The following is a 14004-nucleotide window of genomic DNA, read 5'->3' on the forward strand; positions in this document are numbered from 1 at the left end:
GTCGATTTTTCGATTAAAGCTCCATATTATTGTCACGAACCTGACAGGACTCGAACCTTATCTAAAAATTAAACAACTGAAAATCAATTAAATACCTAAAGCGTTCTTTTTATGTAGAACAAAAAGTTCGAAAAGACATGACCATCAAGTTATCTGTACAGGATTTCGAACACTTCAAAAATCATTCAAAACACTGTTTTCCAGTATTTTATATAAATATAATTTAATAAATCAGCTTTACTCTGAAAAATCAAAAACTAATCAATCAATTTTTAGATATTTTTTAAGTTTTGTTCATACCCTAAAAAATATAATTCTTTAAAAAATTCAACTATTGCTTGCTCTGTCTGCTGACCATGGATTTCTTTTATTTTCGAAGCTAAAGCAGTTAATCCAAATATAGTCTTAACACTTTCTGATAGCATTTTTTCAATATTCCCTTCTATTACTTTAACTTTCTCTGGAAAAAACAACCTGATAATTCTCTGTTTGGTTATAGTATCTGAATTTTCATAAAACTCCCCTAAGTGGTTAATTATGTAATCAGTTCCCTTTTCTGTATGTTTTTCAGCCACTATTTTTAAAGCCTGCTGTCTCAATTTATCAGTATTATCTTTTAAAGATTCTTGACAACGACTTCTTATTAGTATATAATCATCATAGTCAATATTCCCATTTGAAAATAGCTTTTGTGCATTGAATCCCCTATCAATCAATTTTTCCATTTCTTTCTTTATCTCCTCTTTTTTCTGAATATAATCATGATGTTCTTCACCGTAAATTTCCTTTGAGATACTATTGGCAAGTTCTAAAAATGGTTCTACCACTCTATTCTTCTTAAGGAATGAAAGAAAACTCAAATTGATAAGGTCGGCTCTTACCCGATACGAACAACGTCCCATACAGTGATAATAATAATATTTTTTAGTATGTCCCTGCGACCCACTTCCTGTAAGTGTATTTCCACAATTAGGACATTGTAGGACACCTCTAAAAATTAAATTTTCATTGACTATCCTTTTTGAAGTTAGTTTCATAGGATGGTTTAAATCTGCGTCTTTTATTATTCTTTGAACCTGATCAAATAAAACGACAGGTATAAGACGATCATGAGTACCTTCAACAATTTTTCCAGGTTTACCTTCAAATGCGGGAATTTTTATTTTACCACAATAAATAGGATTTCTTACCAGCCGGTAAAAAGCACTTCTACTACAATTAAGCCCATTTGATACCGCATCCTTGTATATTTCAGTTAAACAATATTTATTTTGTCTCACTATAGCTGTAAAAGCCTCACGGATAATACATGCTTCCGGTTCGTAGATGGCTATATATTTTTTCCCATCAGATGTGATTTTATTTCTATATCCTAGAGGAGCTTTATTGATCCATCTTCCTTCCAGTCTTGCTTTTTGCATTCCCAAACGTACATTACGGCTTCTTTTATCGTTTTCTACTTCAGAAGTAGCCCAATACATTGCCAACATAATTTTACTTTCCGGGATTGAGAAGTCTATCTGCTGTTCAATTGCCTGAATGGAGACTTTCATATTCTGCAATCTTTCTAACATCTTGTAAGCGTCCATAATATTGCGGCTGAATCGATCCCAATAAGTAAAGAGAATAAGTGAAGATTGGTTCTTAATGAGCTTAAGTTCAGCGAACAGCTTGTTCCACTCCGGTCGGTTAAATGTTTTTGCAGAATAGTCTTCGAAAATAGTTTTGGTAACAATAAGATTGTGATCTTTACAATAATGCACAAGTCGATCCAACTGGCTGCGTTGGGAATATCCTTTTACAGCCTGTTCATCAGTACTGACTCGTATGTACAGATAAACGGCTTGCATGGTGTAGGTATTAATTAAAGTACTTTAGTTAAAGCTACTTTATATTCAAACGAAAAATAGAACAATTTATTTGACGAGTTTATATACATGTTTTTACAAAATGGCTTTTATGCTATTTTGAAAAGACTGCTTCGGATATGCTTAGATTTCGGCACCAGGGATTTTTTTAAGGAGATTTTAATCTATACAACTCCAGTGAAAGTTGGAATCAGCCATTTATGAGTTTCAGTGAATCAATAATGTAACTTTGCATTTATTACGATACAGCATAAAAATAAATGACCGAAAAAAGTACGTATCGTCCCTTTTCGGTCATCTTTCTTTAATTATGATTATTTGATCATCTATACTCTGATTACTATCTACTGTAAGATTCCCAGTCAATATTATCTTTTGCCCATTGTTTAGCGGAGGTTGTCGGAATTCCTTTCTTGCCATTGAAGGTATTCTCCAGCGGCCAGGAAACACCTCTTCCAGCTCCGAATATAGAACGGTACTTTTTAACGAAATTGGATGGATCATTTTTAAGATCATTTGTAATCTCTTCCATATCAGAAAGCGTACGCAAATACTTCCGCCCTGATAATGATTCTGCGATATCAGCCAGATCTCGGTAGGTAATCGTATCACCGGCGATATACACGATCTCATTTTCCATCTGTGGTTCTGTAAAGAAAATCTCAGCGGTAAGCCGCCCAATATCATCCGGTGTGGTCAATGTAACTGCCGTATCCCATCCGCCAATGGCATTGACCGATCTATTTTCCAGATCTAAAATGCCGAAGAACGGTTCAAAAAGATAACTGGTAAACATACCTGTGGAAATAATAACCCATTTTGTGACACTTTGTGATCTCAAAATCTCTCTTACATCAAGCTGCTCATCAAAAAGATCCTGCGCACTTCCCCGCCCTATCACTTCAAAGTCCACTCCGAACTGCCAGGGAAAATATCTTTTGACGCCGGCTTCAATAACTGCATTGGCCAACTTCAGCTGAAAACCTCCAGCGCCTGTACCATAACCTGTACATGAAACAATAGCGTCGTAATTTCTGAAAATATCAATAAGCTCAGAAGAGGGAGCGGACAGATCACCTGCGAGCAATTCCACACCCAATTTCCGGATCTCTGTAACATTCTTTTTCTTATCCGGATCTTCAGAGTTGATCGTTGCTTCTCTCAGCAGTACGGTTACTGTGACGTTATTATAGTTTTTAGCCTTTTTTGATATATTTCGGATAACAGGCATACCTAACTCACCTGCACCCAAAATTAAAACTGATGTATTTTCCATATTAAAATAATTAAAATATGAATCCATTATCCTAATGAATTCTTTTTCATATGCAAAATTACCACCTTCAAATCCCAAAAACAATAAGACACCTCATTGTGAGCTACTTACATCGATGTTAGTTTTTTGAGTTTTAGTCACATTAATTTTAAATGAAGGTCAAATTTTATTTTCTAAATGCATCTTTATTATAAAGTTCCTTTTGGCAAAAGTTTTTTCATTAGAAAAATCTATCTTTATTAGCATTAAATATACTTTATGGAAAGACTGATGACGGACGAAGAAATCGTAAACGCCTGGGACGACATTTGCAAGGTACTGAACAAAGAACAGGATCAGCTCAAACATGATGTACTAAATCATGTCGGCAACAAATGGTCACTCTTTGTCATTCACGCGTTGGGAATAGATGGTAAAATGCGTTTTACAAACCTGGAGAACCACATTAAGGGTATCAGTCAACGGATGTTGACCAAATGCCTGCGCGAACTGGAGAGAGACGGTCTCATTTTAAGGACCGTCCATCCCGAAGTTCCGCCAAAAGTAGAATACGAATTAACAACTTTAGGTCGTGGCTTATTGGTGCAGGTTACTCCACTTTGGTTATGGATTGCCCGTAACAGCAATGAGCTAAACCAGGCAAGAGAAAACTACACGAAGTAGACTAAGCGAATCGAAATTTCTGAAACAAAGTAAACTTTAATGTATTAGCCTATGAGGATTTTATCAGTTAATGTTTTACTACAAAACGCTTTTCAGCACTTCCTTTAAGGATTATCTTCAGTGCCTCCGGCAGATTGTCAATTGAAATGACCTGTACCATTTCTGATAAAAAATCCGGTTTGAAATCATCGGCAAGAAAGCTCCATATTTCCTCTTTAAATGATAATGGCTGCTCCACGGAATCTATGCCAATCAATCTGACCCCTCTCAAAATAAAGGGATAAATGCTTGTAGCCAAGTCCCCGGATGCCACATTGCCGCAACAAGTTATTGCACCTCCGTATTTGAGAGACTTTATCATTCCAGACAGTATGTTTCCGCCAACGCAATCGATACCTCCTACGAAATCGGTGGCTGACATTGCCCGTGCATCATATTTTGAGGTAAACTCTTCCCTGGAAATCACTTCTGATGCTCCCAGTGTATTCTGTATATAATCATTATTGTTCTTTCCGGAGATTGCAACTACATCATATCCGATTTTTGAAAGGATAGCGGTAGAGATACTGCCTACACCTCCCGTAGCACCGCTCACTACGATTTTCCCCTTATCCGGAGTTAGTCCTGATTTAATCAGGTTAAATACGGAAATACCAGCGGTTAAACCCGCAGTACCGTAACACATTGCTTCAAACGACGTTAATCCCTGAGGCAATCTGATGACCCACCCGGCAGGAACACTAATATATTGTCCGAAGCCACCCCAGGTATTCATCCCAAGGTCATATCCCGTGACAATAACAGACTCTCCCTCTATGAAGAAGCCTGACTTTGAAGAAACCACTTTTCCGGCTGCATCGATTCCCGGTATATGAGGAAATTTTCTCGTTACCCCCTTGTTTCCGGAAGCAGACAAAGCATCTTTATAATTCACGGATGAATATTCCACTTCTATCAATACATCATTTTCGTTGAGTTCGCCGAATGTTACCTCTTCAACAGCGGTATTGTAAACACCTTCACTTTCTCTCACCATCAAGGCTCTGAATGTTCTGCTCATAAGAATTATTTTTAGTAAATTTGATAATTAAATTATTAATAAACAATAACTTACAAAAAATACATATACTGCATAAAAGTTTAGTTTATTGATTACCAGACGATAAAGTTATGCCAGAGATAGAAAAAACTGAAACGGTCTGCCCATCGGATGTTTTCCTGCAGGTCATCAAAGGAAAATGCAAAACAACTATTATTGTCCTGATCAAGAAAAAAAGGAACCGCTTTACTGAGATGAAAAAAACACTCCCCACCATCAGCGAGCGGACAATCGCCAAACAATTGAAAGAACTGGAAAGCGATGGCATTATTACCCGCAAGGTTTTTAATGAAGTTCCCCTGAGGGTCGAATATTATTTGACAGAATACGGGGAAAGTATTTATCCCATCGTTCGGGAAATGCGTAAATGGGGGTATATGCATCTCCAACATCTAAAGGGAGATAATGAAAAAGAGCTAAAAAGGTATTTGGCAACGGACGTAAATTCCTTTCCATAGCCATCTTTTATGCAACTGGTGCGCTTACCTGCTTTCCAGATACCTTAACCTGCATTTCAGTACGTATAACTAAAAATTGCCACGGAATAAATTTCTGGCGGCATTTTTACCGGTATCTCCCAGATCATAAGACGATTTTATATAGTCCTGATTTTCAAATCATTTACTTACCTTTCACACAGCCATCCTCAGATGGTCGCCTTGAACTCTGTTGGTCTCAGATCGGTCAGCTGCAAAAAGGTATTACTAAAGGCTGTTAAACTTTAATAGCCTACCGTATAGGAAATCTCACTCATCCCCATATCCAAATCCTTTTTGAGGTCAATCATCAATAAGGTCGTCTTCAGGCTGAGAAAATAAAACCTCCGGTTCCTTATTGATATAATTTCTTATCATAGATTAAGATGGGATTAAGTAAAAACCAAGACCTTTGCCAACAGAACGAAAATGTAATTTTAAATATTATAAACAACATGAATAATAAGAAAGTATTGTTGATCAACACCCATTTAACCTATCCGAATTGGTCTGAAGGTCAATTGAATGCAGCATTTCAACAGAAGGCCAAGTCATTTTTCCTTTCAAAAGGTTTTGAAGTTTTGGAAACAAAGGTCGAAGAGGGTTATAATGTGGAAGAAGAGGTAGAAAAGCATCTTGAAGCAGATTTCATCATCCTGCAGACCCCTATCAACTGGTTCGGTGCGCCCTGGATCTACAAGAAATATGTCGATGAGGTCTTCAATGGCGGATTTCACAACGAAACCTTCCTGAAAAGCGATGGCAGAACCCGTGAGAATCCAGATGCGCAGTACGGAACAGGCGGAAAAATGACAGCCAAGAAATTTATGGTCAGCTGTACATGGAATGCTCCGAAGGAAAGTTTTGACGATCCCGGGCAATATCTATACAGAGGCAGAAGTACGGAAGATGCATTGATTCACATCACCAGCAACTACAGATTCTGCGGAGTGGAAATCGTACCTGATCATAACTGCTTCAACATCTATAAGGGAGGAAATAATGAAGCTGTTTTGGAGGAGTATCCTGCTCACCTGGAGAAAGTATTTAAGATTTAGGTAATCGTCTGCCTATCACCCGATTAGCGGCTTCACATCATCTCCGGAAGATGTAGCCGCAGATTTTTAAAATATGCACATCGAATTCACGTTATTTTAATAATAAAAACTTGAATTCAGAAGTAGAAACATTCACTATTCTAGTCTAAAATAACCTTGTTATTAATAACTTCCGTTTTTAAGTTACCTTATAATCTTCTCCAAAAACCGGAATTTTTAAAAGCATAATTTTTCAATTTAAACCAAAAAATAAATTGATCAATGATGGCAAAAGCCAGATTGGTGATGCATCCGTTCATAATGCTCTGTACCTTTCACTTTATTTTGATAAAAAATATGCCTATTTGGCCTTGGACAATACACTCAGAGTCTCCCACAGAAGTTCCCAAGACCTTGAAACAGCAAGTAAGCAAGGGTATCCTAGAAAAGCTCTATAACGATAAATATGACAACGAACTGTATTTTTGGAATGGTGTTCTGTTCGGTCATAAAAAGCTTATATTCGAATATCCCACAAAATCCGGAACAGGTTTTGAGTTCCAGATAAGTGCCAACACAGCGTATAGTGAAATTGATGTACTGGATAGTAAGTACCGTCCTTATACTCCACAAAACTACAACGGAAAACAGACTCAATTTCGCGGAGTCCAGTTTCTGGAGCCACAGCTAATCTTTAAAAATACCTCAAGTAACAATGATTTTAGGGACTTCCATCCTATGCGCGGTCTCATCAATAACCGTCCTTATGATGTTAATATTAATGGCATTATAAATTCCAACGAGATAAATTTATCGGTGATCTGTGGCTCTAAATACGCACAGCTATTTTTTAGCTTTCTTTCGGGTTTGAATTCCAAACATCCAACCCAAGGAATTAACACAGACTATCTCATCGATTATCCCGGATTTTTCGCAGCCTACAACATCCCCATAAATATTCCCATTGCTCAGGACAGTTCATCATGGATGGACATCAACTTTGTTGGTGACAATTCAAAACAGACACATGAAAATGCGGTTGCACTGGCGCAAATAATAAAGGACCGCATTCAGAAAATATCTGCTTAAGATGTGTGGAAATTCTGGAATCGCAAGTAATAAAAAATACACATGTTGTAAAGATGTATCAGTTTCTCATTGACCTATTTAAAATAAGTAATAATCCTGATAATTTTAAAATTTATAATGATAAGCTTGAATCATTAATAAGACAGAATTAAGAAAGATGTTGCACTCTCTACTTCATAAATAAACGCAGGAGATACATAAATTATTCTTAATGTTTAGTACTCAGTTTAACCCTTTCAAGCTGACATTTTTTTATATAAAATTTAATTTGATTATCAAGTTGGTTTTAATTCTAAATCATCATTCAATACGTCTTTCAAAAAATATACAGGAAAAACACCAACAGATTTTAGAAAAAATTCATTCTAACACGAATTTTATCCGGAAAATGCGTTCGACTTTTTTTAATCGGTCGTATATGAAGACAGTTCGGAGCATCTTTGCGGAAATTTTAAAAAATCAATCATATATGAAACCTATCTTGTTTGTCTGTTCTCTGCTTTTATCAATTAGTGGCTTTTGCCAACAAAACATCCGAAAATCAGAACAGGGAAAAGTTGAAAAAATAAATTTGATCCTTGAAAAATATCATCAATTTGATCTTTTTAACGGAAGTGCGCTGGTTGCTCAAAATGGCAAGATCATTCTAAAGAAAAATTATGGAAAAGCCGATATGAGCTGGAATATTGCTGCTGCTTCTGATACTAAATTCAGAATAGGCTCCATTACAAAACAGTTCACGGGAATCCTGATTATGCAGCTCAAACAAGAAGGAAAGATTAACCTTGATGATAAAATAAGCCAGTATTTACCTTGGTATAACAAATCTGTCGGGGATAGAATTACCATTCAGCATCTTCTGACCCATACTTCAGGATTGCCCAATTACACTGATTTCCCTGATTTTAAAACAAAAATGGTTTTCGAAAACTTATCCAACAAAGACTTTGCGGTCAAATATTTCAAAGATAATCTGGGATTCGAACCAGGAACTAAACAGAACTATTGTAACACAGGCTATTATTTACTCGGTTTGATTATCGAAGAAATTACCGGAAAGCCTTATGAAGAAGTTCTCAAGGAAAGAATATTTGATGTGATTGGAATGAAAAACACAGGCATTGAAAACCCGAAAGAAATCATTTCAAATTACGCTCAAGGTTATGATTTTGATTACGATGGCTACCAAAAAACAGATTACATCAATATGAAAACTGCTGTGTTTTCTGCCGGCGGAATGTACAGTACAGCGAATGATATGAAGAAATGGGATGATGCTTTGTACACCAATATTTTATTAAATGAAGAGAACAAAAAAATCTATTTCACACCCCACACTGGTAATTATGCTTATGGCTTGAATATTGAGAAACATCAGAATTTTTTAGGTTCAGGGAAAGATATTACAGTAATGGCTCATAGTGGCGGAATCAATGGGTTTTCCTGTAATATAGCCAGAATCCCGGAGGATAGAATATATGTTGTGTTGCTGGATAATACCAGAGCAGGGAAAAGGGGTGGACAATTGGAAGCGGTTATTGATGATATTTTCGGGGTTCTTTATAATGACAAAGTGAATTTACCTAAGCCTTTGGTCATCTATGAAGTGCATAAAAAAATAAAAGCATCCTCGGTAGAGGAAGGAATTCTTTATTTAAAAGATATTAAAAAGAATAAGTTTGACTCCTACAATTTCAACGGTTTTGAAAATGAGCTGAACAAATTAGCCTATAAATTTTTAGGTGAAAACAAGACAGATTCTGCATTGAAGGTTATTGATTATGCAGTCTCAGAATTCCCGAATTCCTTTAATGTATATGATACACGTGGAGAAATTTATTATATAAGAAAAGATTACCCTGAATCGAAAAAGAATTATCACAAAACATTGGAACTAAATCCCAATAATGATAATGCGAAAGAAATGCTTTTAAAAATTGAAAAGGAAATTGGGAAATAATGCGTTCCCGAAATGTAACAAACACTTTTCTGAGTTGTCATATTAATTAGAAATCAATATCCCAAATGAAAAAACTACTTTGCATTGTCCTGCTCATCTCTGGATTTTATGCTTTTGCACAAAAAATACTAACCGAAAAGCAAATTTTTACTTCGATGGATGCTCAGGCAGAAATATTTTTAAAAGCGACAAAAGCGAATTCTTTCTCCATCGGAATCGTGAAAGATGGAAAAACCTACACCAAACATTACGGCGAAATCGACAAAGGAAAAGGGAATAAAGCCAATAATTCTACCTTATTTGAAATCGCTTCCATCACTAAATTATTTACCGGAACATTGATGGCTAAAGCTGTTTTGGATGGAAAAGTAAGTTTGGATGATGACATTAGAAAATATATCACAGGTTCTTATCCCAATCTTCAATTTAATGGAACGCCTGTAAAGATTAAAGGTTTGGTTTCATTAAAATCCGGTTTCAACAAAGATTTGCCGGACAAAAGTGAATTGTTGAAAGAAAGGAATGACAGCACTGCTTTCAAGATTGAAAAATTGGAAAAAGCATATACAAAAGAACAGTTTTTTAAGGATCTAAAATCAATAAAAGTGGAGACTTTGCCAGGGACAGTTTATAATTATAATAATGGAACTTTACAACTGACAGCACATATTCTTGAAAATGTTTATGGTAAAAGTTACGAAACTTTGCTGAAGGAAAATATCTTAATTCCATTAAAATTAAATAACACAACGCTTCATATCAATAAAAATGAAACCATCGCAAATGGTTATGATGGAAATGGCAATTTGATGCCATTTTTGCCATACTCGCTTTGGGGCTCTCAAAGTTATTTGAAATCAACCCTAACAGATTTAACCACATTTTTAAAATTTGAACTTGATAAAAAAAATTCGCTTGTTCAGGAATCACAAAGGGATTTGCTCAACAATAAAAATTACTGGAACGCTTATTTTTGGGATGAAGTGACCATAAATCACAATGGACGAAATGCCAGAAAACACGGCGGAGCTTTTGGAACACAGAATCTGTTTTGGGTTTTCCCAGATTATAACATTGGGATTTCTGTGATTACAAATCAGGGAGGAGAAAATACTTATGGGAATTTATACAATGCTGTCCAATATCTGGTAGATGATTTGAAACCGTTTGGGAAGAAATTAATAGGAAGAGAAATCGAGAAAAAATGTTTTGAAAACATCGATTCGGGAATCGCTTATTACAAAGAATTAAAGAAAAGCAAACCAGACTCTTACAACTTTTCTGATGAATCTGAATTGAATACGCTAGGTTATAAATTGATGAGAAGTGGCAACGTAATTTCTTCCATCAAACTTTTTAAACTCTATGTTTCCGAATTCCCCAACTCCGGAAATCCTTACGACAGTTTGGCAGAAGCCTATTTTAATAATGGACAATTTGAATTATCAAAACAAAATTATCAGAAATCTTTGGATTTAAATTCTAAAAATACAAACGCCAAAGAAATGCTTTTGAAATTGGATAAACATTGAAAATAAAAAGGCAACGTATACAGAAAAAGAAATCGAAGCAATGGGGTTTGTCTCTACGCAGCAGGAATATTTTACAGGAAAAGCGTGGTTAAAAAACGATGTATTTTCCAGATAAATACTATAACGAAGGCAAAACATAAAAATGAAAACAATAAAAGCATTGGTATTAGGTGCAAACGGAGCAATTGCACAACACGTTATCACATTTCTTTCCGCCAAAGAGAATATAGAATTAACCTTGTTTGCAAGAAATGCCGACCCTATAAAACATTTTGAAACATCGGCAACCATCATTGAAGGCGATGTGTTCAGTACAAATGATTTGAACGAAGCAATCAAAGGGCAGGATATTGTTTATGCCAACCTTGCGGGAGCAGTAGATAAAATGGCAGGAGAAATTGTGTCGGCAATGAATGCCAATAATGTGAAGCGTTTAATATCCGTAACCTCATTGGGCATTTATAAAGAAGTGGCTGGTAAGTTCGGTCAGTGGAATGAAAGAATGATTGGTTCTGATTTAGCTCCTTACCGAAAAGCAGCTGATATTATCGAAAAATCGGATTTAGACTATACGATTGTTCGTCCGTCTTGGCTGACCAACAATGATGAAACAGATTATGCAACCATCCTAAAAGGCGAACCATTCATAGGTACAGAAGTGGCAAGAATGGCAGTAGCAGCCTATATTACTGACATTATTGAGCATCCTGAAAAAGATATAAAATCAAGCGTGGGTGTGAATAAACCTGGTGTTTATGGTGATAAACCGGCTTTTTATTAACTTCAATATGAAGCTTGTTCAATGCCATACCACTCTAAAATACCCGTAATTTCCAATTAAGATCAGCAGCCAAAGAGTTTGAAGATCATCACAAAAAGACTTACTGGAAACAGTGAGTCCTTTTGTGTATTTATTCTTATCAAAAATTATAAGTATTCAAGAGTCATTGCGAATACAATTTACCTCAATTGATTTATCGCATTGTACGATTTGACAAAATTTGTTTTTTTGTCAAAAATATTTTATTTTTGTATTCCTATTTCAGATAATTTTCAGACAATGTCATCTCACACAGAACAAGATCAGCTTTCACAACAAATCCTGGAGACCGCTTCAGGGCTGTATTTGAAGTATGGTTTAAAGAAGGTGACAATGGATGATATTTCAAAAGCAGTTGGTAAAAGCAGAACTTCAATTTATTATTATTATAAAAATCGGGAGGAAGTATTTCAGGCGGTTTTGGAAAATCTGATCAAGGAAGTTATTTCTGAGATTGATTCCAAGATGAAGAAGAAAAGAACTTTCGAAGGAAAAATACAGGAGTTTTGTCTTGCTAAAGTAAAAACATCGGAAGAAAGATCTTCTTTTTTCAGAGCTATAGAAGCAGGAATGGACAATGAAGAGAAGTCAAAACACATCACCGATGCTCACAACAGAATGATGGAAGCGGAAAAAAATCTCCTGTTGAATTTATTTTCAACAAACATTATCAAAGGTTCAATTCCAGAAGTTGCCATTGAAGAACAGGAAACCATCATCTTTATTCTACAGAGCAGTATCAGGGGAATAAGGCGTGAGATGAGTTTAAAAAACAATTTCGAAAACTTAAACAGTACAGTAAGCACTCTAACCTCTATGGTTATTAAACATATTGGGTAAAAATTTTTTATCCAAATTTTGACACTTTTACATTATTTGTCAAATAGTCTATTTTAAAAAAAAATGAACAAACTAAGTAATATCAGTACATTCCGGGCTTTCAGAAGCACCAATTATACATTGTATTTTTTCGGGCGTTCTGTCTCTCAATTTGGGACGTGGATGCAGCGTACAGCGGTAGTATGGGTTGTATACAGCATGACAGAGTCTGCTTTTATGCTGGGGCTCACCATTTTTGCAGAACAATTCCCTTCATTTTTATTTTCAGCATTCGGCGGAGTTGCTGCAGATCGGTATAACCGGTATAAAATTATACAGATCACTCAAATTTTATCATTAATACAGGCATCTATTCTAGCTTTCCTGGTAATGACGGGACATCAGAATATATGGAGTTTCATTATACTCAGCATTTTTCTCGGCATTATCAATGCTTATGACATTCCGGCCCGTCAGGCTATGATTAATGAAGTGGTAACGGATGATGAAGACCTTCCAAGTGCTCTTTCTCTGAGTGCTGCCATGGCAAGTATCGCTAAATTGGCGGGCCCTGCCCTTTCCGGAATTATCCTCCAAAAATTCGGAGCGGGAACATGTTTTCTTATCAACGCAGCCAGTTTTGCAGCGGTAATGCTTTCGATTTCTTTGATGAAAATAAAGATCATTCCGAAAAAAACAACTAAAAAAGGAACTTTCACAGAATTGGCTGAGGGTTTCAGGTATCTGAAAAAAGAACCATCCATCAGTCTGGTTATTATTATGCTGAGTATTACAGGTTTGCTGATTTTACCTTACGATACGTTAATTCCTGTTTATGCAAAGGAAATCTTCAAAGGTGATGCTAAGACATTCGGTTATATTTCCAGTTTCATTGGGATTGGGGCGGTTCTCGGAACAGTATTTCTGGCTTCTCTGAAGAAAGGAGCATCTATGAGGAATATTCTCATCCTGAGTACAGTTATTCTGAGTATTGGATTGATATGCTTTTCATATGCCGCCAATTTCTATTGGTCTATGTTCTTTGCAGCGCTCACAGGATTGGGTGGTGTCGCGCAATTTACCACCTGTAATATTATTGTCCAGTCTGAGGTGATCCCTGAGATGCGCTCAAGAGCGATCAGTATTTTGCTAACCGCCATATTCGGGATGCTGCCTTTGGGAAGTGTACTTATTGGGTTTATCTCGGAAAAAATAGGAGCACCCAAAACCTTATTACTGGAAGGAATTGCGGGAGTTTTAGTTGCTGTTGTCTTCAGACGCTTACTATTTAAAAATAATAAGACAAAAGCAGTGAACAACCAACTTTTAGAAGAATCTGAGGAACAATTTATTAATAAAGTGTAA

General features: G+C 36.0%; 12 protein-coding genes and 1 pseudogene. 10 read left to right on the forward strand and 3 right to left on the reverse strand.

Going from position 1 to position 14004, the window contains the following annotated elements; translation table 11 throughout:
* Window positions 1–272: 272 nt before the first annotated feature.
* A complete protein-coding gene (locus ACPF63_RS15955) occupies window positions 273–1850 on the reverse strand; it encodes a recombinase family protein (RefSeq protein ID WP_426480576.1) in 1578 nt (525 codons plus the stop codon).
* Window positions 1851–2208: 358 nt separating this feature from the next.
* Complete coding sequence (locus ACPF63_RS15960) at window positions 2209–3144, reverse strand: aromatic alcohol reductase (protein ID WP_426480577.1); 936 nt, start codon at window positions 3142–3144, stop codon at window positions 2209–2211.
* Between the two features lie 258 nt (window positions 3145–3402).
* Between ACPF63_RS15960 and ACPF63_RS15965 the strand changes: the two genes are divergently transcribed.
* Entirely contained in the window at window positions 3403–3807 is a 405-nt protein-coding gene (locus ACPF63_RS15965) for a winged helix-turn-helix transcriptional regulator (protein ID WP_426480578.1), read from the forward strand.
* A 67-nt stretch (window positions 3808–3874) separates the two neighbouring features.
* Here the strand turns inward: ACPF63_RS15965 and ACPF63_RS15970 are convergent, their stop codons facing one another.
* Window positions 3875–4867, reverse strand: coding sequence for a YhdH/YhfP family quinone oxidoreductase (locus tag ACPF63_RS15970; RefSeq protein WP_426480579.1), 993 nt, complete (start codon window positions 4865–4867; stop codon window positions 3875–3877).
* A 110-nt stretch (window positions 4868–4977) separates the two neighbouring features.
* On the opposite strand from ACPF63_RS15970, the gene ACPF63_RS15975 reads away from it, so the two are divergent.
* The 9 genes and pseudogenes from ACPF63_RS15975 (at window position 4978) to ACPF63_RS16015 (ending at window position 14004) form a co-directional block, all read left to right on the forward strand.
* Window positions 4978–5364: a winged helix-turn-helix transcriptional regulator gene (locus ACPF63_RS15975; protein WP_426480580.1), complete on the forward strand. Its 387-nt coding sequence runs from the start codon at window positions 4978–4980 to the stop codon at window positions 5362–5364.
* Window positions 5365–5837: 473 nt separating this feature from the next.
* Window positions 5838–6440, forward strand: coding sequence for an NAD(P)H-dependent oxidoreductase (locus ACPF63_RS15980; protein ID WP_426480581.1), 603 nt, complete (start codon window positions 5838–5840; stop codon window positions 6438–6440).
* Window positions 6441–6776: 336 nt separating this feature from the next.
* On the forward strand, window positions 6777–7508 hold the full coding sequence (locus tag ACPF63_RS15985; protein ID WP_426480582.1) for a hypothetical protein: 732 nt from the start codon (window positions 6777–6779) through the stop codon (window positions 7506–7508).
* Between the two features lie 273 nt (window positions 7509–7781).
* Window positions 7782–7877, forward strand: a pseudogene (locus ACPF63_RS15990) (helix-turn-helix domain-containing protein); the annotation flags it as partial.
* 100 nt (window positions 7878–7977) lie between these two features.
* Window positions 7978–9468 (forward strand): serine hydrolase, encoded by a 1491-nt coding sequence (locus tag ACPF63_RS15995; protein ID WP_426480583.1) that lies wholly within the window; start codon window positions 7978–7980, stop codon window positions 9466–9468.
* A 65-nt stretch (window positions 9469–9533) separates the two neighbouring features.
* Complete coding sequence (locus tag ACPF63_RS16000; protein ID WP_426480584.1) at window positions 9534–11000, forward strand: serine hydrolase; 1467 nt, start codon at window positions 9534–9536, stop codon at window positions 10998–11000.
* 142 nt (window positions 11001–11142) lie between these two features.
* Entirely contained in the window at window positions 11143–11781 is a 639-nt protein-coding gene (locus ACPF63_RS16005; protein WP_426480585.1) for an NAD(P)H-binding protein, read from the forward strand.
* Window positions 11782–12060: 279 nt separating this feature from the next.
* Window positions 12061–12660: a TetR/AcrR family transcriptional regulator gene (locus ACPF63_RS16010; RefSeq protein ID WP_180565285.1), complete on the forward strand. Its 600-nt coding sequence runs from the start codon at window positions 12061–12063 to the stop codon at window positions 12658–12660.
* Window positions 12661–12723: 63 nt separating this feature from the next.
* The gene (locus ACPF63_RS16015) at window positions 12724–14004 is read left to right on the forward strand and encodes an MFS transporter (RefSeq protein ID WP_426480586.1); all 1281 of its coding nucleotides are present in this window, start codon (window positions 12724–12726) and stop codon (window positions 14002–14004) included.

This window comes from Chryseobacterium sp. R2ACT005 (genome assembly GCF_049949215.1).
Classification (GTDB): Bacteria; Bacteroidota; Bacteroidia; order Flavobacteriales; family Weeksellaceae; genus Chryseobacterium.